20 protein-coding genes are annotated in these 25,617 nt (G+C 61.8%); 6 read left to right on the plus strand and 14 right to left on the minus strand.

Features of this window, described 5'->3' with window-relative positions; all coding sequences use genetic code 11:
* Positions 1 to 135: 135 nt before the first annotated feature.
* From QRN46_RS18375 to QRN46_RS18390, 4 genes are read left to right on the plus strand one after another with little or no spacing between them, the layout of a single operon-like run.
* Entirely contained in the window at positions 136 to 1,647 is a 1,512-nt protein-coding gene (locus QRN46_RS18375; RefSeq protein WP_221615071.1) for an efflux transporter outer membrane subunit, read from the plus strand.
* A gap of 10 nt (positions 1,648 to 1,657) precedes the next feature.
* Positions 1,658 to 3,850 (plus strand): FUSC family protein, encoded by a 2,193-nt coding sequence (locus QRN46_RS18380; protein ID WP_285356382.1) that lies wholly within the window; start codon positions 1,658 to 1,660, stop codon positions 3,848 to 3,850.
* Positions 3,840 to 4,040 carry a DUF1656 domain-containing protein gene (locus QRN46_RS18385; protein WP_003221811.1) on the plus strand — a complete coding sequence of 67 codons (201 nt, stop codon included), beginning with the start codon at positions 3,840 to 3,842 and terminating at the stop codon, positions 4,038 to 4,040. Before QRN46_RS18380 ends, QRN46_RS18385 begins: the two co-directional genes overlap by 11 nt.
* A 10-nt stretch (positions 4,041 to 4,050) precedes the next feature.
* Positions 4,051 to 4,914 carry an efflux RND transporter periplasmic adaptor subunit gene (locus tag QRN46_RS18390; protein ID WP_011332541.1) on the plus strand — a complete coding sequence of 288 codons (864 nt, stop codon included), beginning with the start codon at positions 4,051 to 4,053 and terminating at the stop codon, positions 4,912 to 4,914.
* Between the two features lie 44 nt (positions 4,915 to 4,958).
* On the opposite strand, the gene QRN46_RS18395 is transcribed toward QRN46_RS18390, so the two are convergent.
* Together QRN46_RS18395 and QRN46_RS18400 are read right to left on the minus strand one after the other, a co-directional pair.
* Complete coding sequence (locus QRN46_RS18395; RefSeq protein ID WP_221615074.1) at positions 4,959 to 5,357, minus strand: DUF4440 domain-containing protein; 399 nt, start codon at positions 5,355 to 5,357, stop codon at positions 4,959 to 4,961.
* Positions 5,354 to 6,724, minus strand: a complete 1,371-nt coding sequence (locus tag QRN46_RS18400) for an MFS transporter (protein WP_285356389.1) — start codon at positions 6,722 to 6,724, stop codon at positions 5,354 to 5,356. The genes QRN46_RS18395 and QRN46_RS18400 overlap by 4 nt, the downstream gene beginning before the upstream one ends.
* A gap of 110 nt (positions 6,725 to 6,834) precedes the next feature.
* Between QRN46_RS18400 and QRN46_RS18405 the strand changes: the two genes are divergently transcribed.
* Complete coding sequence (locus tag QRN46_RS18405; protein WP_011332544.1) at positions 6,835 to 7,716, plus strand: LysR family transcriptional regulator; 882 nt, start codon at positions 6,835 to 6,837, stop codon at positions 7,714 to 7,716.
* A 7-nt stretch (positions 7,717 to 7,723) separates the two neighbouring features.
* Here the strand turns inward: QRN46_RS18405 and QRN46_RS18410 are convergent, their stop codons facing one another.
* Both QRN46_RS18410 and QRN46_RS18415 read right to left on the minus strand, forming a co-directional pair.
* Positions 7,724 to 8,548 carry an SDR family oxidoreductase gene (locus QRN46_RS18410; RefSeq protein ID WP_221615076.1) on the minus strand — a complete coding sequence of 275 codons (825 nt, stop codon included), beginning with the start codon at positions 8,546 to 8,548 and terminating at the stop codon, positions 7,724 to 7,726.
* A gap of 35 nt (positions 8,549 to 8,583) precedes the next feature.
* Positions 8,584 to 9,048 (minus strand): hypothetical protein, encoded by a 465-nt coding sequence (locus tag QRN46_RS18415; RefSeq protein ID WP_064382468.1) that lies wholly within the window; start codon positions 9,046 to 9,048, stop codon positions 8,584 to 8,586.
* Positions 9,049 to 9,228: 180 nt separating this feature from the next.
* Here QRN46_RS18415 and QRN46_RS18420 point away from each other — a divergent pair, with 180 nt between their 5' ends.
* The gene (locus tag QRN46_RS18420) at positions 9,229 to 12,057 is read left to right on the plus strand and encodes an RHS repeat domain-containing protein (RefSeq protein WP_011332548.1); all 2,829 of its coding nucleotides are present in this window, start codon (positions 9,229 to 9,231) and stop codon (positions 12,055 to 12,057) included.
* Positions 12,058 to 12,137: 80 nt separating this feature from the next.
* Here QRN46_RS18420 and QRN46_RS18425 read toward each other — a convergent pair whose 3' ends face one another.
* The 10 genes from QRN46_RS18425 to QRN46_RS18470 form a co-directional block, all read right to left on the minus strand.
* A complete protein-coding gene (locus QRN46_RS18425) occupies positions 12,138 to 13,589 on the minus strand; it encodes a mannose-1-phosphate guanylyltransferase/mannose-6-phosphate isomerase (RefSeq protein WP_011332549.1) in 1,452 nt (483 codons plus the stop codon).
* A gap of 106 nt (positions 13,590 to 13,695) precedes the next feature.
* Positions 13,696 to 14,352, minus strand: coding sequence for an alginate O-acetyltransferase AlgF (locus tag QRN46_RS18430; protein ID WP_011332550.1), 657 nt, complete (start codon positions 14,350 to 14,352; stop codon positions 13,696 to 13,698).
* Between the two features lie 15 nt (positions 14,353 to 14,367).
* Complete coding sequence (locus tag QRN46_RS18435) at positions 14,368 to 15,540, minus strand: alginate O-acetyltransferase (protein ID WP_011332551.1); 1,173 nt, start codon at positions 15,538 to 15,540, stop codon at positions 14,368 to 14,370.
* A 10-nt stretch (positions 15,541 to 15,550) separates the two neighbouring features.
* Complete coding sequence (locus QRN46_RS18440; protein ID WP_011332552.1) at positions 15,551 to 17,116, minus strand: MBOAT family O-acyltransferase; 1,566 nt, start codon at positions 17,114 to 17,116, stop codon at positions 15,551 to 15,553.
* 210 nt (positions 17,117 to 17,326) lie between these two features.
* Entirely contained in the window at positions 17,327 to 18,451 is a 1,125-nt protein-coding gene (locus tag QRN46_RS18445; RefSeq protein ID WP_221615079.1) for a mannuronate-specific alginate lyase, read from the minus strand.
* Positions 18,452 to 18,459: 8 nt separating this feature from the next.
* The gene (locus QRN46_RS18450) at positions 18,460 to 19,911 is read right to left on the minus strand and encodes an alginate O-acetyltransferase (protein WP_221615080.1); all 1,452 of its coding nucleotides are present in this window, start codon (positions 19,909 to 19,911) and stop codon (positions 18,460 to 18,462) included.
* 10 nt (positions 19,912 to 19,921) lie between these two features.
* Entirely contained in the window at positions 19,922 to 21,493 is a 1,572-nt protein-coding gene (gene algG / locus QRN46_RS18455; RefSeq protein WP_221615081.1) for a mannuronan 5-epimerase AlgG, read from the minus strand.
* A 26-nt stretch (positions 21,494 to 21,519) separates the two neighbouring features.
* Entirely contained in the window at positions 21,520 to 23,001 is a 1,482-nt protein-coding gene (locus QRN46_RS18460) for an alginate export family protein (RefSeq protein ID WP_011332556.1), read from the minus strand.
* A complete protein-coding gene (gene algK, locus QRN46_RS18465) occupies positions 22,998 to 24,404 on the minus strand; it encodes an alginate biosynthesis TPR repeat lipoprotein AlgK (RefSeq protein ID WP_285356398.1) in 1,407 nt (468 codons plus the stop codon). Before algK ends, QRN46_RS18460 begins: the two co-directional genes overlap by 4 nt.
* Before the next feature lie 9 nt (positions 24,405 to 24,413).
* On the minus strand, positions 24,414 to 25,583 hold the full coding sequence (locus QRN46_RS18470; RefSeq protein ID WP_285356400.1) for an alginate biosynthesis protein Alg44: 1,170 nt from the start codon (positions 25,581 to 25,583) through the stop codon (positions 24,414 to 24,416).
* Positions 25,584 to 25,617: the final 34 nt, after the last annotated feature.

Below are 25,617 nucleotides of genomic sequence, written 5' to 3' on the forward strand. Positions count from 1 at the left end.
GCTGAGACCCCCGACCAAGGGATTATCTCGTTAACGGTAACAAAGATTCACAGGATTCCCAGCTTATCGCCGTAATGACGCCCCCCTAGAATTGCGCCCACCTCGAAACATCTCCCACCTCAGGAATTCGCAGCAGTGCCGCGTCGCATCAACAGAGCGCTTTTGCCGCTCAGTGTTCTGGCTCTTTCGTTAGGTCTCGGCGGCTGCATTGGAACCGGAGGAATTGCCCCGCAGGGCAAGGCTCTGGAGGCTAATGAACTGGCCACCGACGAGGCCATCGCCCACGCCGCCCGTGACGCAAACTGGCCCACCGCCCAATGGTGGCAAGCCTACGGTGACCCGCAACTCAACCATTGGATCGACCTCGCCGTGCAAGGCAGCCCGACCCTGGCCATGGCCGCCGCACGCGTGCGTCAGGCCCGGTCACTGGCCGGTGTCGCCGAAGCCGCCGAGTCGTTGCAGATCAATGGCGAGTCGACCCTCAAGCGCCACAACTGGCCGACCGACCCGTTCTACGGCCCCGGTGAGCTGGCCAACAGCACCACCTGGGACAACAACGCCGCGCTGGGTTTCAGTTACGCCCTCGACCTTTGGGGCCGTGAAAGCAACAGCACTGAGCGAGCCGTCGATATGGCACACATGAGCGCGGCCGAGGCGCGTCAGGCGCAGCTCGAATTGCAGAACAACATCGTGCGCGCCTACATCGAGCTGTCGCTGCATTACGCTCAGCGCGACATCGTCGCGGCGACGCTCAAGCAGCAACAGCAGATTCTTGAGCTGGCGCAGAAACGCCTGGACGGCGGGATCGGCACCCACTTTGAAGTCAGCCAGGCCGAAACCCCGCTGCCGGAAACCCATCGGCAACTGGATGCGCTGGACGAAGAGATCGCCCTGAGCCGTAACCAGATCGCCGCACTGGCCGGCAAAGGCCCAGGCGCCGGCGCGCAGTTGCAGCGTCCGACCCTGTCCCTCGGCGCGGCACTGAAACTGCCGTCGGCATTGCCCGCCGAATTGCTCGGCCAGCGTCCGGACGTGGTCGCCAGTCGCTGGCAAGTGGCGGCGCAGGCGCGCGGGATCGATGTCGCGCATGCCGGGTTCTACCCCAACGTCGATCTGGTCGGCAGCCTCGGCTACATGGCCACCGGCGGCGGGGCGCTGGAGTTCCTGACCGGCAAGAAGCTCAACTACAACGTCGGGCCGGCGATCTCGCTGCCGATCTTCGACGGCGGGCGACTGCGCGCCGAATTGGGTGAAGCCTCGGCGGGTTATGACATTGCCGTCGCGCATTACAACCAGACCCTGGTCAATGCGCTGAAGAACATCTCGGATCAGTTGATCCGCCGCGAGTCGATGGACAAGCAGCAGACGTTCGCCGCCGAATCCGTGGCCACGGCGCAGAAGACCTACGACATCGCGATGATCGCCTACCAGCGCGGGCTCACCGATTACCTCAACGTGCTCAACGCCCAGACCCTGCTGTTCAAACAGCAGCAGGTTCAACAGCAGGTGCAGGCGGCGCGTTTGAGTGCTCATGCGGAACTGGTGACGGCATTGGGCGGTGGGCTTGGTGCGGGTAACGACGTGCCGACTTTTGAGCAGACCGCCGCACCGAAAACCCCGGCCCTTCTTCAAGCCCTCGACCACTGAGCAAGCCTTAATGACTCCCTTGCCCGCACCTTTGCGCTGGCTCTACTCCCTGGAATGGCGCCGGGGTTTCTTCGACTGGGCGCGCAGCGACGGCGTGACCTGGGTCTACATCTTCAAGGTGTTGATCGCTGCGTTCCTGACGCTGTGGCTGGCGATGCGCCTGGAATTGCCGCAACCGCGCACGGCAATGATTACCGTGTTCATCGTCATGCAGCCGCAGAGCGGCCAGGTGTTCGCCAAGAGTTTCTATCGCTTCCTCGGCACCCTGGCCGGGTCGGCGATGATGGTCACGCTGATTTCCCTGTTCGCCCAGAACACCGAACTGTTCCTCGGTTCGCTGGCGATCTGGGTCGGCATCTGCTCGGCCGGCGCCGCCCGTTGCCGCAACTTCCGCGCCTACGGTTTTGTGCTGGCCGGCTACACCGCCGCGATGGTCGGCCTGCCGGCGCTCGCCCATCCTGACGGTGCGTTCATGGCGGCGGTGTGGCGGGTGCTGGAAATCTCGCTGGGGATTCTCTGCTCGACCCTGGTCAGCGCCGCGATCCTGCCGCAAACCGCCAGCGCCGCGATGCGCAACGCCTTGTATCAGCGCTTCGGTGTGTTCGCGTTGTTCGTCACCGATGGTCTGCGCGGGCGCAGCAAACCGGAGGCGTTCGAGGCGAGCAACGTGCGCTTCATCGCCGAAGCGGTGGGGCTGGAAGGGCTGCGCAGCGTGACCGTGTTCGAAGACCCGCACATGCGCCGGCGCAATGGTCGGCTCAGTCGCCTGAACAGCGAGTTCATGGGCATCACCACCCGTTTCAACGCCTTGCACCAGTTGCTCGAACGCCTGCGCCGCAACGGTGCCGATCACGTGGACGCGGCGATCAAGCCGGGCCTGCAGGATCTGGCCGAAGTGCTCGACGGCTTCAGCGGGCGTGCCCTGACCAGCCCGGATGCGGCGCGTCTGGTGCTGGCGCTGGCGGCGTACAAGGAAGGCTTGCCGGCGCGGGTGCGCAGCCTGCGGGCGCTCTTTCAGGAGAGCGAGCCGAGCGACGCCGAGCAGCTGGATTTCCACACTGCATACGAGTTGCTCTATCGCTTCGTCGATGACCTGCACAGTTATGCACAGACCCACGCCTCGCTCGCCGATCACCGCCACGAACGCGAGCGCTGGGATGAGCCGTTCACCCCGCAAACCAGTTGGTGGGCCGCAGCGGCTTCGGGGATTCGTGCGTCATTCATCCTGATCGTGCTCGGCAGTTACTGGGTCGCCACCGCGTGGCCGAGCGGCTCGACCATGACCCTGATCGCCGCTGCTACCGTGGGCCTGTCCGCCGCCACGCCGAACCCGAAACGCATGGCGTTCCAGATGGCCTGCGGCACGTTCCTCGGAGCGCTGATCGGCTTCGTCGAGATGTTTTTCATCTTCCCGTGGATCGATGGCTTCCCGCTGCTGTGCGTGATGCTCGCGCCGGTGATCGTGCTCGGCTCGTTCCTCACCTCGCGGCCGCAATACGCCGGTGTCGGTCTCGGCCTGCTGATTTTTTTCAGCACCGGTTCGGTGCCGGACAACCTGACGATCTACAACCCCTACACCTTCATCAACGACTACATCGCCATGGTCATGGGCATGCTGGTCTGCGCGGCGGCGGGGGCGATCATTCTGCCGCCGAACAGCCGCTGGTTGTGGCAGCGCCTGGAGCAGGACCTGCGCGGGCAAGTGGTGTACGCGATCAGCGGCAAACTCAAGGGCCTGGCGTCGAGTTTCGAAAGCCGTACCCGCGACCTGATGCATCAGGCTTATGGCCTGGCGGCCGGTCAGCCGCTGGTGCAGAAAAACCTGCTGCGCTGGATGTTCGTGGTGCTGGAAGTCGGCCACGCGATCATCGAGCTGCGCAAGGAACAGGCGATCCTGCCGGTGCACCCGGCGTATGCCGAATCCCAGCCGTGGCGCCAGGCAATCCGGGTCATGGGGCGCTCGCTGGTGCGGCTGTTCCTGCAGCCGAATTCGAGCAATCTGGAACGCGCACTGGTCGCGGTGGATCACGCCATCAGCCGGGTCGCCGCCACTGACGAACCGTTCGCACCGCACTTCGATACCTCGGCGCTGCGGCGGGTGAAAAGCTACCTGCACTTCATCCGCACCTCGTTGCTCGACCCGCAATCGCCCCTTGCTGCCTACGCCATCGCCAAGCCCGAAGGACTTGCCCATGCCTCGTGAAATCGCCTTCCACGGCGTGTACATGCCGACCATGACCCTGATGTTTTTCGTCGCCGCGGCACTGGCCTGGGCGCTGGACCGGTTCCTCTCGGGGTTCGATCTGTACCGTTTCTTCTGGCACCCGGCGCTGCTGCGCCTGAGCCTGTTTACCTGTCTGTTCGGCGCGATGGCGCTGACTGTCTACCGTTGAGAACATTCTGATGAAAAAGTTTTTCAGCCTGCTCGCGACCCTGCTGGTGCTGGCCCTGGCGCTGTGGATCGGCCGCACGTTGTGGGAGCACTACATGAACACCCCGTGGACCCGCGACGGCCGGGTGCGCGCCGACATCATCAATGTTGCCGCCGACGTCACCGGTGAAGTGGTCGACGTGCCGGTCCGCGACAACCAGTTGGTGAAGAAAGGTGATCTGCTGATGCAGATCGACCCCGAGCACTACCGCCTGGCGGTGAAACAGGCGCAGTCGCTGGTCGCTTCGCGCAAGGCCACGTGGGAGATGCGCAAGGTCAACGCCCATCGCCGCGCCGACCTCGATAACCTGGTGATCTCCAAGGAAAACCGCGACGACGCCAGCAACATCGCCGACTCCGCACTGGCCGATTACCAACAGGCCCAGGCGCAACTGGAAGCGGCCGAACTCAACCTCAAACGCACCGAAGTGCGCGCGGCGGTGGACGGCTACGTGACCAACCTCAACGTCCATCGCGGCGATTACGCTCGTATTGGCGAAGCGAAAATGGCCGTGGTCGACATGAACTCGTTCTGGGTCTATGGCTTCTTCGAAGAAACCAAACTGCCTCACGTGCGGGTCGGCGATAAAGCCGACATGCAGCTGATGAGCGGCGAAGTCCTCAAGGGCCATGTGGAAAGTATTTCCCGCGGCATCTACGACCGTGACAACCCTGAAAGCCGCGAGCTGATTGCCGATGTGAACCCGACCTTCAATTGGGTGCGCCTGGCGCAACGGGTGCCGGTGCGGATTCACATCGATGAAGTGCCGGAGGGTGTGTTGCTGGCGGCGGGGATTACCTGCACCGTTGTTGTGAAGCAGGACGTTGTCGAGTAATCCGATGGCGAGGGAGCAGGCTCCCTCGCCAGAACCGGAGGGTGTCAGCCCTGGCAAAACGTTTCGTGCACATGCCGCCAGATCACCCGTCCGGATTCGGCTTTTTCGAACACCACGGTTGAACGTCGATCCGTGTGCAAGCCGCTCGCATCGGTCTGCTGCTCGCGATAACTCACTGTCGCGCCGTGCTCATGCAAGGCAATCCCTTGAAGCTCGCCGAGCTCGATCCTGAACCCGCTCTTCTTGCCGCCCGCCATTTGAAACAGCGCACGCAAAGCCTCGAAATCCAGCACACGCCCCAGCGGCGTCACCATGGAAAACCGTGACGAAAAACGCGCCAGCAATCGTTCAAGCGCTGCCTCTTCCTCGTCAACGGCAAACCATCGTTCGATGGCCTCATGGGCCTGGATCACTTCGTCAAAATAGTCGGCGTAGTCAGTCATGTGGATTTTTCCTGAAGGTGAGGTGAGCGCAGAAGGGCTAGCACTTTTGTCGAGTCGAAACGCAACACGGCGGCCATCGGCAACAGCGTGAGCAGTGCAGCGGCGAGAAAGCAGTATTTGAATCCGTTGGCGCCCAAAGCGTCCAACAGGGAGCTGAGCAGTGCCGCGCCGAGGCAGAAACCGAGTTGGCGATTGATATTCCACAGAGCGCTGGAGTGACCCATTTTTTCCGGCGTGATGCCGACAAATGCCAGAGTTTGTGCGGTGACGCTGCACAGGCTGCCGCCCAAACCCATCAGGGCATAGGCGAGGATCAACGGGCCGCTGGCGGGTTGATCGATCTGCATCAGTACAACGATGCCAAGGCATTGCAGCAACATGCCGGCGATCAGCAATGGCTTGGGGCCGATCCGGTTGAAGCGGCGTTTGCCCAGCATGATCGCCACGCCCGAGGCCGCCGCCCAGGCCAGCATCAGCGCCCCGGTTTGTGCTGCGCCGAAACCGAGATCGTGCAGGTACAACACGGCAATCATGTTGGTGCCGGTAAAGATGCCGGGCACGAACAGGTAGATCAGCATCGCCAGGCGCAATGACGGGTTCCTGATCAGTTGCAGATCAAGGACGGCACCCGGTTTGTTCCAGCCATCGCGCAGGTAGATCCACAAGGTGATGACGCTGAGCAGCAGGACACCGCCGGCGAGATGTCGGGTTGCGGGGGCGCTCGCCAGACTGACGGCCATCAGCAACAGACTCAGCGCGGCCACCGCCAGCAGCAGGCCGCGAGCGTCCAGTTTCGGGCGCTCACTCGCAGCCTGATCCGCTTTCAACCAGCGCAGGCCCAGACCGAAAGCGAAATGCGCCACCGGCATGTTCAGAAGGAAAATCCAGCGCCACGACAATGCCTCAACGATCAAGCCTCCAGCCGCCGGCGACAGCGCCGGCACCATCAGCGCCACCAGCAACACCACACCGGTGAAGTGCGCGCGTTGTGTCGCCGGAAACTCTCGATAGGCCAGCGCCTGACCAACCGGAAGCAGCAACCCGCCACCCAGCCCTTGCAGCAGTCGCCAGCCGATCAGACTTTCAATCGAGCTCGCCTGAGCGATAAGCCCGGAGGCAATCCCGAACACCAGCAGCGAACCAAGAATCAGCCGCCGCTCGCCAACCTTTGCCGCGAGCCAAACGCTCATCGGAATGATCAGCGTCAGCCCGAGCATGTAGGCGTTGGTGATCCACGCCAGTTGCGTCACCGAAGCGTGCAACTGCGTGGCGATGTCCGGGTAGGCGATGCTCGCGGCGAACATGTTCAGCAGGTCGAGGGCGAACCCCAACAGATACACCAGCGCGACTTTCGAGCGATAGGCCATGGCAGCTTCCCTGTGATGAGGCGTGCAGGGTAGGGCGCTGGCGGTAATAGAAATACGCTGGTTTGGCTGCTAGTTTGTCAAAATTATTTTGACACCGGAGCGCTGCGAACATGGTCAGCCTGGATCGATTCGATACCTTCAAAGCCGTGGTCGAGGCCGGCTCGCTGACCGCAGCCGCTGACACGCTGGGGCAAACGCGGGCGGTGGTGAGCTTCAACCTCAAGCGCTTGGAAGAGGAGCTGGGCGTCACCTTGCTCACCCGCAACACCCGGCAACTGGCCCTGACCGATGCCGGAGAGCGTTTTTATCGGCGCTGCCTGCGCACGCTGGACGAAGCACGGCTGGCCGTCGAGGAAGCGCGCTCGGAACACTCACAACTCAAAGGCACCCTGCGCATCACCACGACCGTGGAGTTTGCGCTGGCGCAGGTGGTGCCGGCGCTGGAAGTGTTTCGACAACAGCAGCCGCAACTGAATATTCACTTATCCACATCCTCGACCCACGCCGATCTGATCTCCGAACGGTTCGACCTGGCGATCCGTTTGGGACGCATGCTCGACTCCAATCTGCGCGCGGTGCAGTTGTCGACATTCGAGGTGTTTGCCGTGGCGGCGCCGGGACTGATCGAGCGTTTTGCGCCGGTCGATACGCTGGCGGTGCTGGAGTCGATGCCGACGCTGGGGCATGGTCGAGTGCCGGAAATGACGGTCAGCGACCCGGCCGGCACCGAGCATATCTACCAGCCAAAACCGGGAACCACCGCCATCGTCGCCGACAACTCGGCGACCCTGCGCGCCTTTGCGCTGACCGGGCAAGGCGTCGCGATTCTGCCGCAGTGGCTGATTCAGGAAGACCTGGATGCCGGGCGATTGCAGCGCTTGCTGCCGGATTACCGCTTCGCTCAGCAAGGGGTTTATGCGCTTTACCCGGACACCCGGCACCTGCCACTGAAGGTGCGGGCGTTCATTGATTTCATGAAGGGCCGGCGCTGACTCTGTCTCAGAGTTGCCGGCGCAAGCCGAAGCGCTTCATCAACGTTGACTCCAACAAACCTTTCGGCAACAACGTCGCCAGCAACGGCAACGCCCGACTGCCATTGCCGATGCGGATCAGCCGTGGAGGTTTGCTCTGCTGCACTGCCTTGAGCAACTCCGAAGCAAAGTCGCTGGCCGGCGTCGGTTTGTCCTGGGACGCTTTAGCCCGCGCCCGGATGCCTTCGCGCAACGGAAACCACGGCGATTGTTCGTTGATCAATTGTTCGGCCTCATGCCCGGCATTCTTGGCGAAACTGGACTGAATCGCCCCCGGCTGCACTTCCATCACGCGAATTCCGAACGGCGCCAGCTCCATGCGCAACGCATCGCTCAACGCATGCACCGCCGCTTTCGAGGCGCAATAGGCGCCGGCAAATGGCGTGACCAGCACCCCGGAAACACTGCCGACATTCACCACCAGGCCTTTGGCCCGGCGCAGCACCGGGAACAGCGCACGGGTCACGCCGACAATCGAAAACACGTTGGTTTCGAACTGGCGCTGCATGGCTGAAACACCGCCGTCGAGCAGCGGCCCCATGGCGCCGTAACCGGCATTGTTGATCAGCACATCGAGGCCGCCGTGTTGCTGATTGATTCGCTCGGCGAGCTGTTCCAGCGCGGCATTGTCATTGACGTCGAGCTGCACGGCGGTAAATCCGGCAGCGCCGAGTGTCGCGACATCTTCAACTTTGCGTGCACTGGCCCAGACCTCGTAGCCGGCATTTTTGAAGGCATCGGCGAGGGCGCGGCCGATGCCGCTGGAACAACCGGTAATCAACGCAACGGGCATGGCGCATTCCTTGTGCAAAACAGTGGGAGAGGGGATCAGTCGGAGAAACTGCCCTGCAAGCGCTCGGCGCGAAACTCCAGGGTTTGCGGGCGATAACCGGGGCGCAACGGCGGCATCGGCAGGCAGTCTTCCCAGTTGCCGCCCGCCTGCAATTCGCCTGGGCCGCGATAGCGTGGGGCGGCGTATTGATTGTCGGCCAGGTTCACGGTATCGCCCGGCGCGTACGCGGCAATGCGCCAGCGCAGTTCGGTCAGCGGCACGTCGTTGCCATTGTTCAACTTGAGCAACAGCGGACGGTCGGCAGGGCAGTGTTCGGGGGCATAAACGATGCGCAGTTCAAGGCGCGCCAGTTGCTTGACCTCGCGGTTGTCCAGCCACACCACCCACATCGCCACCAGCCCCAGGCCGACAGCGGCAGCCATCGACACCGGCAAGGCCTTGGCCGGGTAGCGCAACAGCAGGATCAGCCAGGTGATGACCAGCAAGACGCCGATAAACATGTTCTAACACTCCTTGAACTCGTGATGACCATCCTACCGAAGGGGCGCGGGAATGGACATTCACGGATTGCGCGCAGGTGCCGTTGGTCGGGACTGTAATTTCTGACAGTAGCCGCACGAGCGCCGCGCATGCTCCGCTACCCGAGGCAAGAAATGCCGGTCGCGCGGGGAACGGGCTCCATGAGTGTGCACATCAATACGCCGAGGATGTCTGTGTTCGACCCGCGCGGCTTGCCGGTGCGCACGGTCGACTATTGCCGAGACATCGAGGACGGACCGGTCGAGTCCCGGATCAACCGCACCCTGCATGACGCTGCCGGGCGTGCGATGAAACAGTGGGACCCGCGACTTTGGCTGTCGCAGGCCGACGACCGGCTGACGCCGGCCAATCTGACGCAGGTGTTTGCTCTGGACGCCACGGTGATTCGCTCGGACAGCGTCGATGCCGGTACGCAAATCGAACTGAAGGGACTCGCTGCACAAACGCTGTTCAGTTGGGACAGCCGTCAGACGCGGCGCGAGATCGAGCACGACAATTTGCTGCGCCCCGTGGCGATATTCGAAGAAGGAACAGGCGTGCCTCGGCGTTGTGTCGAGCGCCTGACCTACGGTCATCCCGGCAGCGGGGATCAGTCGCGAAACCAGTTCGGGCAGCTGATTCGTCATGATCATCCGGCGGGCAGCGTGCTGTTCACCGCGTTTGCAATCATCGGCGCATGCACCGAAGACACCCGCCACTTCACGCTGGAACTGCTGGCACCTGACTGGCCGGAGCGGGAGGCGGATCGTCTTCGGCTGCTGGAGCCTGGTGTTGGTGCGACATCGCGGTGGCGCCATGGTGCGCTGGGGGATGTACTGCAACAGACGGATGCCCGGGACAACCGGCATACGTTCGAGCTGACCGTTGATGGCCGTTTGCGCGAGCGCCGTTTGCAGTTGAAGGATGAGCCTGAGCAAACCCTGGTCACTGACATCCGCTACAACGCGCAAGGCAGTGTCACGCGGGAAACCGCCGGCAACGGTGTGCAAACCACCCGGACGTACCGCCCTGAAGACGGTCGCCTGCTGGACCGCCGGACCGAAGATGCTGACGGTGGAGTGCTGCAACATCTGATGTATGGATACGACAGCACGGGCAATGTCCTGAGTATCGAAGACAGGGCATTGCCGACCCGTTATTTCGCCAATCAGCGCATCGAGCCGGTCAGTCGTTTTTTCTACGACAGTCTTTACCGATTGACCAAGGCTTGCGGCTGGGAAGCCGGCACTGCCAGTCAGGGCCCGCAATCCATGGGGCGAGTCGATCCTGCGGCGATCAGCAACTATCAGCAGACTTACAAATATGACGCCGACGGCAATCTGTGCGAATTGATTCACCTTGGCCCACAAGATCATGGGCGCAAACTGCGACCGGCGAGCTACAGCAACCGCAGTCTGCCATACAAAGTCACGCCGCCTACCGATGCACAAATCGAAGCTGCATACGATCGAAGAGGCAACTTGCTGCAGCTGGAACCGGGGTGGTTGTTGAGCTGGAACCTGCGTAATCAACTGCAATCGGTCAGCCCGGTGGAGCGTGTTTCCGGTATCAATGACAGCGAGACCTATCTCTACGATGGCAGCAGTCAGCGGGTACGCAAGATCCGCTCCTTGTTAACCAATGCCCGGACCCTGGTTGCCGATGTGCGCTATTTGCCTGGACTGGAGTTGCGCACCGACAACGGCACCGGCGAACGGTTGCAGGTCATCACGGCCGACGGTATTCGGGTACTGCGTTGGGAAAGCCCACCGCCCTGGGGAGTCAACATTCAATATCGATACCAGCATGTCGATCACCTGGGCTCGGTCAGTCTGGAAACCGCCGATGACGGTGCGATGATCAGCCGGGAAACGTTTCACCCTTTCGGTACCAGTGCCTGGCAGGACGGCGAATTCAGCTACAAATACATCCGTTACTCAGGCAAGGAGCGTGATGCGACCGGGCTTGACTACTTTGATCTGCGTTACTACATCCCGTGGTTGCAGCATTGGTTGAATCCGGACCCTAAAGGCATGATCGATGGGCTCAATCTGTACTGTATGGTCGCCAATTCACCGGTCACATTTTTCGACAGCGACGGTGGAGGCAAAACCGAAGCCGCTGAATTGAACAATAGCGTGGACAAACAGCAGGCCTTGTTGTCAGCAGTCTCATCGGCCGCTGCGAACACCCGCAACTCCATCATGAATCACCTGTATGCCCGTCAACGTTTTCAGGCACTGGGCAGGCGCATCATCACGCAGTTGGGCAGTTCCGCATTCAGCGCCGGCGCCAGCGCGGCAGGCTCCGCAGCTGGGGGCGGCATTGGCGGGTTGTTGGGTCCGGGTGGTGCGAAATTGGGTGCCGCTGCCGGGGAAAAGGCTGCGTCAATGGCAGCAGACCGCCTTGTGTCTAAAGTGGTGGACGCCTATCAACTGGATCGCGCGATCAATTTCAAAGGCAATGAAATGAATCCCAAGGCTTTCATCGAAAGCGTCGAGCCGAAAAAGAGGCCGGGCCTGGCAACGCTGGGATTCGAGCTCGCGGCATCGGATCCTCGTACACCCGAAGGACGCGCCCGACTTGCGAGAGTGGTGGTCGATAAAGCCATTGACAAGGTGGGTGGCAAGCTGGGCTCGGAGGCGCCGGGCTTTATAAGAACGGGGATTGAGTTCTACCATGCCTCGCAAGGATTGGATGCAGAGACACTGAGTGAAGCCCACGAACATACGCTAGCGGTGATCGACATGCTGGAATTCAGAACACAGGCGATCAAGGACGAAGTGGCGGTATCCGATGATGCAACGGCGGAGGTCTTCGAAAAGGTTTCCGAGCTGTCGGCGCAAACTCCGGTCGTTGTTCAGGCGCTGAACAGGAATCAGGACTTCATCGCGCTGGTTGCGCCGACGCCCTATGCCGGCAAACGGCACTCGCTCAAACGAGGGGCGGGAGCGAAGTCTTCCCCTTCCAGGCAGCAGTCGTTTGGCTGAAGTAAAAAAAGCCCCCGCCCAACCCGCTGCGGATAGGGGACACAGCGGGCTGGACGGGGGCTTCTTGTTTTACGGAACGCTTACTGCGCGATGGTTTTCACCGACACGCCGCGTTCGATCGGGGTCGAGCGCCCGTAGATATCTTCGAAGCGCTCGATGTCGTCTTCACCCAGGTACGAGCCCGACTGCACTTCGATGATTTCCAGCGGGATCTTGCCCGGGTTGCGCAGGCGATGCACCGAGGCGATCGGGATGTAGGTCGACTGGTTTTCAGTGAGCAGAAACACGTTCTCGTCGCAGGTCACTTCGGCGGTGCCGCTGACCACGATCCAGTGTTCGGCGCGGTGGTGGTGCATCTGCAGTGACAGGCACGCGCCCGGCTTGACCGAGATGTGCTTGACCTGGAAGCGGCCGCCCATGTCCACCGAGTCGTACGAGCCCCACGGACGGTACACCTCGCAGTGGTTCTGGGTTTCGCTGCGGCCCTGGGCGTTGAGGGTGTTGACCATCTGCTTCACGCCCTGAACCTTGTCCTTGTGGGCGATCATCATGGCGTCCTTGGTTTCGACGACGACGATGTTTTCCAGACCGATCACCGACACCAGTTTGCCGTTGCCGTGGATCATGCAGTTCTTGCTGTCCTGGATCACCACGTCGCCCTTGCTGACGTTGCCGTTGGCGTCCTTTTCGTTGACCTCCCACAGCGACGACCAGCAACCGACATCGCTCCAGCCGGCGGTCAGCGGTACCACGCAGGCGCGCTGGGTTTTTTCCATCACGGAATAGTCGATGGAGTTGTCCGGGCAGCAGGCGAAGGTGGCTTCGTCCAGGGTGACGGTGTCGGCATCCTGCTGGCTGCGCTCGAGGGTCAGCAGGCAGGTGTCGTAGATGTCCGGATCGTGCTTTTTCAGCTCTTCGAGGAAGCGGCTGGCGCGGAACAGGAACATGCCGCTGTTCCAGTAGTAACCGCCGGACTCAACGTACTCGGTGGCGCGTTTGACGTCGGGTTTTTCCACGAAGTGCGAAACACGGCTGACGCCTTCCGGCAGCAGCGAATCACCGGTGGACTTGATGTAGCCGTAACCGGTTTCCGGTTTGGTGGCCGGTACGCCGAACAGCACCATCTCGCCGTTTTCGGCGGCGACGGTGGCCAGGGCCAGGGCGCGTTGCAGGGCTTTCTGGTCCTCCAGAACGTGGTCGGCCGGCAGCACCAGCATCAGTTCGTCGCGACCTTCATTGACCAGCATCATCGCGGTCAGCGCCACGGCCGGCGCGGTATTGCGCCCGAACGGTTCCATCAGGATGCGTTGGCATTCCAGATTGCGGCTGGCCAACTGCTCGTTGACGATGAAGCGGTGATCCTTGTTGCAGACCACGATCGGGGTGTCCATGCCTTCGAACACCAGACGCTCGAGGGTTTGCTGGAACAGTGTGTGTTCGCCGGTCAGGGCGAGGAACTGCTTGGGAAACTGCTTGCGCGAAAGCGGCCAAAGACGTGAGCCGCTACCACCTGACAAGATCACCGGAATCATATTGTTTACTCCATAAAATCGATTGGGTCAGAGCCACGAACGTTGTGTCGTTTCACTCTTGTTGTTGTTCCGTACCGGGCAGCGACGGCTGCCCGGTTTCATGTGCTTAGCGGGTCGACACCGGGCGTTTCACCCAGACTGGCGACAGGTTGCTGCCGTTGCCGGTGACGTACAGCACCGCTGCCTCACCGCGCTCCAGGGCGACCGGTTTCACGTCGCCGACTTTCTTGTCGCCTTCGTACAGCGCCAGGCTGACTTTCACCGGGTTGATTTCACGCTCGCCACGGCCCTTGGCGGCGACGTTCGGCACCACCTCGGTCTTGCCGTCGGCGGTCTTCAGGGTCAGCGGTTTGTCGCTGAGGTTCTGTACGCGCACCAGGGATTTCTGCTTGTTCTTGAACGGCGGTTCTTCGATCAGTTGCGGCGCGCCGGAGGCGTTGTTGACCAGGGTGTAGTAATGGTCACCGGCGAGTTTGACCGGCAGGGTCTGGCTGCCGACCTTGGCGCTGTAGTCACCGCCCGGCATGAAGCTGAAGTCGCTGCTGGCCAGCGGCGCGACGTCGCTCAGATTGGTGCTGCCGACGGTGGCGCTGACTTCAGCGTTGCTGGCGTTGTAGACCCGTACGAAGGTCGAGCCTTTCGGTGCAGTCGGGCCGTACAGCGCAGCGTCGCCACCGGCGAAGGCCTGGACCGACAGCACGCTCAGACCCGCAACCAGAGCGAAGCGTTTGGCGAGACGACGAGGAGTAGTAGTGAAAGTCATGGTGTTACCTCTCTTTCAGTTTTGCGCCCGATCGGGCGTCTCGGATTTAGTGTTGATGGCTACGTTTTGTTGGCGAGCACCGGCTTGTTTAAGCTCTGCGACCCACTGCGGGTCGGCGTCGCCGATTTCGTTGTTCACAGGCAGATATCGTTCAGGAAACTCCCAGATCAGCACCTGTGGCGGGCTGTTCTTGAAGTCATCGCTTTTCAGGTAGCTGAGCATCGGCAGGATCGGGCCGTGGCCGTCTTCGGCGTAATTGACCACGTCGCTGTGCAGCGCTTGCTTGAGCGCCCCGACGAAGTTCCAGTTCGGGTTGGCGCTGTAGCTGGTGCCGATCAGGGCCACCGGCACTTCGCTGTTGGCGAACAGCGCGTCGTCCCCGGCAGGTTGCTCGACGGCCACGGTGTTGCGCTTTTGCAGCGGTTCCTTGGCCGGCATCAGGTTTTCGAACAGCGGATCCAGCGGCAGGAACAGACGCAGGTCGCCCTTGTGCGTGACTTTCTCCGCCGGTGTGGTGACAAAGTTTTGCGGCTCGCCGCTGAGCGGGAATTTGTCGGAGATGGTCCTGGCCAGGGTGTTGGCGGCGATTTCCGCGCCTTCAGGTGTCCAGTGAGTGTCGGTGCGCAGGAACACTTGCTGACCGTTCTGCTTGGCCTTTTGCAGCGGGCCGAGCAGGTCGGGGGCGAGGATCTTGTCCGCCGCGACACGGGCATGGAAGTCCTGATAGAGATTGGCGTGGATGCTCGCCGGTTTCACTTCACCCAGGTGTTCCGGGTACAGGCGAGCCTTGGCCGGCACGATCGCCATCACCAGTTTCACGCCTTTCTCTTTCAGGGTCTGGCGCACGCCTTCGACCAGCGCATAGTTGCCTTGCAGGTTCAGCTCTTCGTTGACGATCGGGTTGAATTCCTCATCGCTGTACAACCACTGATCGCGACCGAGCACCACGCCCGGACGACCTTCGTTGAACAGTTTGAAATCCAGCGCGGCCCAGAGGTTGGTGCCCAGGCGCTTGATCGGGAATTCATCGTCGTAGTGGGTTTCCACGGCTTTGGTCCAGCGGCCGTTGAGCACCGTCGCGTCGGCGTTGGTGCTGAAGCCGAAGAAGCTGCGCACCGACCACAGACCGAGCACCAGCAGGGTCACCAGAAACAGCGCGATGTAGAAGATGCGTAATGAGCGGGTCATGTCAGATCCCTCAGAACTGGAAGTAAAGGAACGGCGAGAAGCTTTGCGCCGAGAGTTTGAGAATCGAGGCGATGAACAGCAGCAGGATCAACCCGCGCATCACGTAGCGCGACCAGTCCGCGGTCCAGTAGGCCGGTTGCACCTGGGCCTCGACGCCGACGGTGTAGCCAGGCTCGTGGATGCTCGCCGGGTTTTCGCCCGGGGCTGCCTTGATCATTCCCGGCGTCGCCGTGGCCGGGCCGTTGGCCTCGACGTTGACCTCAGGTTTGCTCTTGGCTGGCGGCTGGTTTGTGTACAGATCACGCAGGCCGAAGAACGCCAGGGTCACGTAAGCCACAACGAGGGTCGCCACTTGCAGGCCGGTGAGGCTGGCCTGATTGAGTTCCGACAGCGACCAGTCGCCGAAGCTGAACATCGCGCCGTACATGCGGCCGGCAACGTGCAGGTTTTCGGCACGGAAGATCACCCAGCCCATGACCACCAGCAGGAAGGTCAGCGCCCAGCGGATCGGATTGAGGCTGCGTGGCGCGGTGTTGAGGCCGAGCATTTTTTCGATCGCCAGCCACATGCCGTGCCACGCACCCCAGACGATGTAGGTGATGTTCGCGCCGTGCCACAGACCACCGAGCAGCATGGTCAGGAACAGGTTGCGATAGGTCATCAGCGTGCCTTTGCGGTTGCCGCCAAGCGTGATGTACAGGTAGTCACGCAGCCAGGTCGACAGGCTGATGTGCCAGCGGCGCCAGAACTCGGTGATCGACTGGCTGATGTACGGCTGCTTGAAGTTTTCCATGAAGCGGAAACCCATCATCAGGCCCAGGCCGATGGCCATGTCGCTGTAACCGGAGAAGTCGAAATACAGCTGCGCGGTATAGGCCAGCGCGCCGAGCCAGGCATCGCCCGTGGTCGGGTTTTGCAGGGCGAAGCAATGGTCGGCCACCACGGCGAGGGTGTCGGCGATGAATACCTTCTTGATGAAACCCTGCATGAACCGCGTGCAGCCCTCGGAGAACTTGTCGAGGGTGTGGGTGCGGTTGTTGAACTGGTCGGCCAGGTCACGGAAACGCAGCACGGGACCTGCGATCAGGTGCGGGAAGATCGCCACGAACGCTGCAAAGTCGATCAGGTTGCGGGTGGCCGGAGTGTCGCCGCGGTAGACGTCGATGATGTAGCTGATCGACTCGAAGATGTAGAACGAGATACCGATCGGCAGCAGCACGTGGGTCAGGATGAACGGCTCGAGCCCCATCGAGGTCATGATCGCGTTGATGCTGTCGACGCCGAAATTGGCGTACTTGAAGTAGCCGAGGATGCACAGGTCGACCGCCACGCCGAGCAGCAGCCAGCGCTGGGCCGGTTTGCTGCGCACGCCGGCGGCGCCGACTTTCAGGCCGATCCAGTAGTTCCACAGGGTGACGCCGGCGAACAGCGCCAGGAAGTCCACCCGCCACCACGCGTAGAACACGTAGCTGGCGATCAGCAGCAGCAGGTTGCGATAGCGTTGCCCGCTCAGGTAGTACAAGCCGAGAAAGATCGGCAAGAACAGAAACAGGAACACGTTGGATGAAAATACCATCCCGATCTCTCCATGTTTGAACCAACAGTCAAGGGCCAAAGCCCCCCCAAACCCCCCATGAAAAGTCCGGGGGATGTATTGCATCCAGATTCACCACAACTCTTGTGGGAACTGGCTTGCCAGCGATGGCGTCGGGTCAGTCGACATCAGTGTTGAATGTCGGATTGCAATCTCTGGCAAGCCAGCTCCCACAGGGTTTTGTGTTCTGCCTTACGATCCCTTGTTGCCCTTTTCATGGGACGGGTCGTAGACCTTGGTCAGGTCGCCACCGAGGCGGAAGGTCTTGAACGGCTGCATGCCGTGCTTCTTCTCGAGCACATCCGGCGAACAGGTGTAGAGGGTGCAGAACGGTTCAAGCCAGGCGAATTTCATATCCTCTTTCAGGTCGGTCATGTCCTGCTCTTTGCCGTTCTTCTTCTCGAACTGATCCGGGTCTTTCACCCCGGCCAACACCCGGTCACCCAGGCGTTTCAGCGCGCCGTTGTTTTCCTGACGCAGATCCACACCGTTGACCTGAGCAAAACTGGCGATCATCGCCAGCGGCGGCAGGGCGTAGTTGTGATAGGCGAGGGCGCGTTGCTGGCGCTTGAGTTCGTTCGGCAGGAAACCGTCGGCATCGACTTGATTGACGCCGACCTTGTATTCCTTGACTGCCCAATCGAACAGGTCGCGGCGGTTGGTCGCGACCGATGTCGCCATCACCGACCAGGCGGCCCAGTACGAGTGGTTATTGGTTTTTTCCAGCGGCAGGTTGTCCCAGTCGCTGACCACCTGATCGGCCATCTTGCTGAACCAGGCCTCGATCAACTGTGCCTCTTGCTGATGCTGGGCCAACGGATGGGAGTCGGAGAACTTCAGGCGAATGTACGAAGACGCCATGCTGCCCAGCGCCCATTTGCGCATCGACTTGCCGGTGTGGTTGAAATCCTTCGACATCAACGCATCGGCCTTGGCCCACGCGGTGAGCCAGTTCAGCGTGCAATCCAGTTGCTCAGGACGACCGTCGCGCATGAACTGCATCACCCGTTTGGCGGTGCCGCGCTCCAGGGTGGTGATGTCTTTCGTGGTGTCGCGGAAGGCTTTTTCCGACTGCACGTTCAGCGTCGCGCGGGCCTTGTCCGAGCCTTCGTATTTGCTGCGAAATTGCAGCGGCCCGGTGTAGGGCGCCGGCATCGCATCGCAGCCTTCGCTTTTGTCACCGGTCTTGAATTTATCCACAGGCGCAAAGTAGCCCTGAGGAGGACGCAGTGGTGCGGCGGCCTGCGCGGTGCCGGCGAAGATCGCCAGCCCGAGCAGTGTCGGCGCCAAAAGAGTTTTCAGTTTCGGATTTCGCATAGCAGACCTCATTGCCCGACCTGAGCGGTTTGTGGCCCAGCGCCCGGGAATACGTTGCGTTTGCAGATTTTCGCTTCGACTTTCTGTGGCGCGGTGCCCGCTTCCGGGCCCTGGACTTCGACCGCCAGCAGGTTCTGCGAGGCCCAGTCTTCGTCCGTGCGCAACTCAAAGGCGAAACGACCGTCGGTGTCGGAGGTTTCCGGTTTCTCGATCTTGATGTCCTCGTGGCGACCGTTCATGTACCAGAGGGTGGCTTGCAGGGTTTTCACCGAGGTGTCGGCGAAGCGGATGTCGACCTGATGGCTGCTGTTCTGCAGGTTCAGGTTCTTGCTGTTGACCAGCAGTTCTTGTTTGCCGCCCGGCTTGAGCGTGGTGCTGGCGGACATTTGCGCCTCTTTGCCTTCGCAGCCGTTGTCCAGCAGCGCCATCATCTGGCGATAGATGGTTTCCTGGTCGAGGCGGTACAGCGGCGAGAATTCCCAGATAAGGATTTTCGGCGGCGTCTTCTGGAATTCGTCGCTGCCCAGGTACTGCAGCATCGAACCTTCCAGACCGCCGCCGGGGAAGGCGACGTTGAGAATGTCGGCGCCGATGGCTTCTTCGAGGAAGCCGGCGAAGTTGTAGTTCTTGCCGCTGTGCGAAGTGCCGACCAGGGTGATTTGCGGATTGCCGGAATCACCGAACAGATCGCCGTCGCCAGCCTCGCCTTTCGGCTCGGTGGTGAACTGGTCCATGTACTGGATCGCGTAACTGGTGCCGCACAGTTGCCCGGCCATGTTGTGCAGGGTGCCGGTCTTGCCCATGCGCCCGGAGCGTTTGGTTTCGAACTCACGCTTGGGAATGTCGGCGAAGGCCGGGATCTGCTTGACCTTCTCGGCGACGATTTTCGCCGTGCGCTGGGCGCCGTACGGGGTCCAGTGCTGGTCGCCGCGGAAGTAGAAGTCGTGGGCAGGCAGGGTGTCCGGCAGCGATTCGTTGGTCAGCGGCGACAGGTCCGGCACCACGTAACCCATCTTCGCGAAGCGGCCGAGCATGGTCTTGTAGTTGCCCAGTGCTTTCTCGTAATCGAACGCGGCTTTTTCCGCCGGGTTGAGCTTGTTGCGGTTTACCAGGCCACGGGTCGGCTGGTAGACGATCACCAGTTCGACGCCTTTGGCCTTGAACGCATCGTGCAGTTGTTGCAGGCGCTTGTAGCCGGCCGGGGTGGTGTTGAACTCGGTGCGCAAGTCTTCCTGGGTCCGGAACAGCCAGTCGCCCTGCGCCTGCACCAGAGTGGTGAAGTTCTGCTGGTAGCGCGTGGTGTAGTTCTTCGCGTCGTGGGCGGCCGGGCACAGGCTGCAGCAAGGCTCGGCCGTGAATTTCGGCGGCTGGACTTCATCGGCGCGGGCGCCGTTGCTGGCCGCCAGGATGCCCACGGTCAGGGCCGACAGGCTGAGTAATTTGATCAGGTGTGGGTGCATAAAATTATCCTCAGTCCTGCAATTCGGTCTGGCGTTCGACAGGGTCGATCAGCACGGCTTTCTGCTGGCGCACCAGCAGGTCGAGAATCTCATCCTGGCGCTCGCCGAGGATGCCGTTGAAGCTGATGCCGCTGGATTTGGTCGGCGCCAGCATCGACACGCGATACAGCTCGACACTCAGGGGCGAATCGATAGCCATCGGGCCGCTGCCGTTGGCCGCCAGTTCACCGCCGACCACGATCAGCGAGACCTGGGCGTCGAACGGGTCGAGCTTGATGTCACGGTCGGTGTCGGTCAGGTCCTTGATGTGCCCGTAGACACCGGTCAGGCCGTTGGCCATGGCGACGTTTTCGTAGAGGCGAATGTTCACGCTGTTACGAATACGGATGCCGTGGCGCTTGTTGCTGATGACCTTGTTGCCCCACAGCAGGTTGTCGGCAGACTCGTAGAGGGTGATGCCGTCGGTGTGGTTCTTGTAGATCTCGTTGTAGGCAATGATGTTGTTGACGCTGTTACGGTCGATCACCAGCCCCGAGAGGTGGTTGTCGTAGCTTTTGTTGTTGAAGATGAAGCTGTCGTTCACCTCACGGGAAATGATGATCCCGTGCTTCTTCTTCGTGCCGTACACCGTGTTCTCGGCAATGATCAGACCGTGGGAACGGTCGTGCGGGTCGATGCCGTAGACGATGTTGTCCTTGTAGGTGTTGCCCTTGACCACGAAGTCGCGGGTCTCGTAGCAGTAGAAGCCGTACCACATGTCCGAGAACTCGGAGCCGACGATCCAGCCGGTCGGCTCGGGACGCTTGAGCACCTTGGCCATGTTCGGCGTGTACTGGGAAATACTCACCCCGTATGACTTACTGTTGGCGTAGCCGAAGCTGGCCATCTTGCTGTTGACGATGTAGGTCTCGGTGCCGCCCCAGGCCAGCAGGAACGGGCGGAATTCCTTCGGCGAACGGAAGGTTGCCGGGCCGTTTTCCTTCTCGCGCCAGCCGGTGACTTTGGTGTCACGCACGAACAGCTGGCCGTCGTTGACCAGGAACGAACCGGCCTCCTGGGACAGGCGCAGCTCCTGGGTCTGGCCGTCGATTTCGAGGATGCCTTTACGGCCGACCACGATCGGCAACTTCGCCAGGTAGACGCCCGGCGAGGTTTCGCTGAAGTACTGCTTGGGCAGTTTCTGCGCCAGCTCTTTCAGGTTCATGTAGCCGTCGTCGACGAAGATCGCCTGCGGGATGCCGTGCTGACGCACCACCCATTCGGCCATCTTGTTGTCGCCGCCGATGAAGTCCTTCAGGGCGTCTTCCTGCATCATCCGGCGCACGCTGATCTTGCCCGGTTTGCTGCGCACGATTTTCGCGGCGGCGGCTTCGGCGGTGTAGCCGGAGAGGTCGGGTAATTTCGGCTTGGCCAGTTCCAGCGCTTCGGTTGGCGCGCTGCTGACGGTGTAGGTCTTGGCCTGTTGCAGCTCCTTGGCGGTGGTCGCGGGTTTGGCGGGTTCCACACTGGCGAAGGCGCCGGCCGAGGCCAGCAGCATAGCGCCGGCCAGCAGGCTGAGTGAGCCTTTGCGGGCACTGTTCATGTCGGGCACTCCCTTGGCGGTCAGCATCAGAAGCGCCAGATCACGTCGATGAACGCGCGGTGCATGTACGAATCAACCTGGCTGCCGTAGGCATCACCCGGCTTGAACACACCGCCACGGAAACGTACCAGCGCCGACGGCTCGTCGATCGACTGGCTCAGCGCCGCCGGCAGCAAGCCTTGCTTGAAGTACTTGGTGACCACCAGATCCATTTCCTGGCCCAGATCCTTGTTGCCGTCCTGCAATGGCAGCGAGGTGCTGGAAAGGATTGCGCCGGTGACGTCGTCGGTGTTGTTTTCCACGGCGTTGATGCCGTTGCTGCCAACCGGCTTGTTGCCGTCCACGCGCCAGAACTTGTGGTAGATCAGGCTGGCGTCGTACTGGTCGTTGAGCATCCACGAACCGAACAGGGTGGCGGTCTGCATGTTGTTCATTTCGCCACGGAAGGCCTCGCCGAAACGGTGAACCCGCGAGCGAGTACCGGTGTAGTTCGAGCGGTTGCTTTCCAGGCCGTTCTGTTCGTAATCGGCGCTGGCACGGGCATACGCCGCACCGATCTGCCACTGCGGATCGAGGCGCAGACGCACACCGATGTCGGTGGCCCAGCCGTCGACGTTGTCGCTGCGCTTGGCTTGCGCCGGACGAGTGCCATCGGCGTTGAGGGCGTTGACCGTGTCGCGGTCGCCGCTCATGCCGGTGATGCTGCCCCAGTAGTTGACGGTGTTGGTGTTGCGCCAGTTGTAGGCGTCGCTGTCAGCGGTCAGGCCGAGCCAGCTGATGTCGCCGTTTTCTTTCTTGTCCAGCGAGTCGCCGGCCACGCCCGGCTCCGGATAGTCGAGCTTGCCGTCGTCATGGGTGTGGTGGCCGCGAATCCCGACCCAGTTGCCCGGTGTCCACTGGTAAGCGGCATCGGCGTAGGCGTGCAGGCGATCCTTGTCTTTCGGCGCCAGCTCTTTCAAGTCGGTGCGGTATTCGCTGAAGCGTTCGGCGACACCGGCGTTGGCCCGCAGCAGGGTGGTGTCGAAAGTCCAGTTCAAGGCTTCGATGTTGGTGTCGCGCCACTGGCCGTCGTCGTTGCGCAGGCGCTGGCGACCGAACTTGAGGATCTCGCCGGGGTAGGGCGTCAGGCCGCTGTAGCCGACCCAGAACTCGCGCATCGCCAGGTAGTTTTTCTTGGTCTTGCGGTCGCCGTTGTCGGTGGTTTGTTCACCGTCGGACTGCTTCAGGGTGTCGGTCTCGATGATGTCGGTCGAGGTCACGGCCTGGCCCATGGCGTAGGCGCTCCACGCGCCGCTTTCGCCGTAGACCCACGGACGCAGATCAAGGCCGAGGCCGTTGACGTCGCCGCCGCTGGCGGTGCCGAGGTCGCGGTCGTCTTCGGACTGACCGGTGATTTTCACTTCGAGGCCGAAGTTTTTCGATTCCGTCATCGCGGCCAGGGTCGGGCAAGACCAGATCAGCGCGAACGTGAGGCCAATGCCGGCCTTCACAAAGGGATTCAATTTCATAATTTTTCCTCGCCGTCTTCTTCTTGCAGGGCGTGCAGTTGCAGCGTGTTCTGGTTCAGGGCGCCACGGGTCGCCTGTTCCTGTTGCAGCAGGCGCTGGGCTTCGGCCAGGCGCTCGGGCGGCAGCTGGGCGGCGAGGGTGGTCGCCAGCTCATCGGCTTGCGGGGTGTTTTGTGCTTTGGCCAACTGGCTGAACACGTAGGCGTTGACCGGGTCGGGCTTGGTGCCCTTGCCTTGGGAAAACAGCTGGGCGATGGCGAAGTCGGCGCTGTTCTGGCCGTTGCGCGCAGCGGTCAGCAGATGGTCGAGGGCCTTCTGCGGATAGACCTTGCCCAGGTAGCCACGGCGGTAGATCTGGCCGAGGTAGTAGTCGGCAGCGACTTCGCGGCCGACGGCTTTCTGGAAATGTTCCTCGGCGACTTTCGCGTCGGCCGGGACCAGTTTGCCTTCGTAGTAGAGCTTGCCCAGCAACAGCTCGGCGCGCGGCTGGTCGGCGGCGCGGCCGTTGTCCAGGTATTTCATCATCTGGTCGATGTCGCCCAGTTCCGGGAAGTCATACAGCAGCTGCGCGAGGGTGACCCACGAGGCCGGATAACCCGGAGCGATCGGCTCAAGCAGCGACTGCGCGGTTTTTTCGTCGGTCTTGCCCAGGGTCGAATCGGCCAGCACACGGGCCACCGAATCCACCCGCTGAGCACTGACGGTGCCACGGCTGTAACCGGCCTGCAGTTGTTTGATCAGCTCGGCCTGTTGCTCCGGCGCGCCACGTTTCTGATAGACCGTGGCCAGCTCGACGTAGCAGATGTCGGTGGTGTTGAGCGCGGCCTTGCAGATCTTTTCCACGTCATCCAGATGCTGGTCGTAAGTGCCCTGGGTGCGATACAGCAGCACCTGAGCGAGACCGGCTTCCGGGTAACCGGATTTGCGCCATTGATCGATCTGCTGCTGGGCGTTGATGTTCGGGAAGCTGTGCGGGAATTGCAGGTACAGCATCGCGAGCGGGATCAGCGTGTTGCCTTCGCCACTGGCGGCGGCTTTCTTCAGCAGGCTTTCGGCTTCCTGATGCTCGGCTTCGGTGGAGCCGGGCTTGGCCACCAGCAAACGACCGAGTCGGGCCTGGGCACGCGGCGAAACACTGGCAGCGGCGCGGTAGGTGGCTTCGGCCTGTTTCATCTGTTCCGGGTCGCGGCTGTCGACCTGAATATCGGCGAGACCCACTTGGGCTTCGCTGTAACCCAGATCGGCCAGCGCACGGTAGTTTTGCGCGGCGGTTGCGGTGTCACCGCGCTTGAGCGCTTCGTTGGCCAGACGCTGGTCGGGCAGGCCGGCGCAACCGGCCAGGGCGATTGCCATGGCCAGGGTCAGCGGGACCGGCAGGATTCTGATAGGGCTCGTCACGGGCATGTCCTCGACTTAAAGACCGGCTGCCATGGCTTTGTCGATCAGCCAGTTCAGGTTCGGACCGCGGTCGCTGTTCACCTCCACCGGGCGGCCGGCGAAGCGGCTGTCCAGCGGCTCGTCAGGCTGGATCTGCACGCGGATGTCGGAGGACAGGTCAGCGCTTTTCAGGCTGGTGCTGCTGACGATCTTGCCGGTGCGGGTCTTGTCTTCGCCGGCGATCTGGAAGCTCACCGGGGTGCCCGGACGCACGTCGCCGAACTGGCGATAGGAGAAGCGCGCATCGACGGTGGCCTGGGTGTTGCGCGGCACCAGTTGGAAGATCACGTCGCCCTTGCTCGCGTACTGACCGTCGGCCACCAGTTGCTGGGCCACGGTGCAATCGCACGGCGAGGTCAGGGTGCCGGTCATTTGCTTGCCGAACAGTTCTTCAACCTTGGCCGGAGACAGTTGATCTTCTTCCAGGTGACCTTTGAGTACGTCGAGCATGCTGGTACTGAACGTTGCCAGTGGAGCGCCTTTGGCGGCGACGCCGTCGGACTTCACCAGGCTTTGTACGGTACCGTCGCGCGGCATGGTGATGTTCATCCCCGGCACGCTGACCAGACCGGCCTGCGCATGGCTGACGAAGTACATGCTGTACACCGATTTGAAAATGAAACCCGCCGCCACCAGGCCGACCGCGAAGATACCGGCGCTGAAGGTCACGGCTTTCAGGCGCCCGAACGGGGTCATGCCGGAGTCGCTGTCCTTGACTTTGCGCGCCTTGGTGAAGTTGTCGCGCTGCAGGGTCGCCAGCACTTCGCCGATGCTGACGATGTCGCCGGCCAGGTGCGAAGTGATCAGGTGGCGCAGGGTGGAAATGTCCTGCGGTTCAAGGTTCTGGAACTGGCAACCGGCGCGACCGGTCTGGCGGTCGAAGGAGCGCACTTGCAACTCCACGTCCATGGCCAGGCCGAGGTTGTCGATGACGAACTGCAGACGCGCCTTGTACACCTCGCCGACGGTCAGCGGCAGTTGTCCGGCGTTGAACGCCAGACCACCGGCGGACAGGTCGAGGACCCGCGCTTCAACCGGAGTCCGGTCGGGGCCGAAGAAACGCAGCTTGGCCGGGATTTTGACCCGGGCGTGCTGACGCTGGGCTTCGGATTCATGCACTACGTTGGCGTTGACGGCGGTATTCATGGGGGCGATTTCCTTGTTAATTCAATAGGGGCAG

The organism is Pseudomonas sp. lyk4-R2A-10, assembly GCF_030209075.1.
Lineage (GTDB): Bacteria > Pseudomonadota > Gammaproteobacteria > Pseudomonadales > Pseudomonadaceae > Aquipseudomonas > Aquipseudomonas glycinae.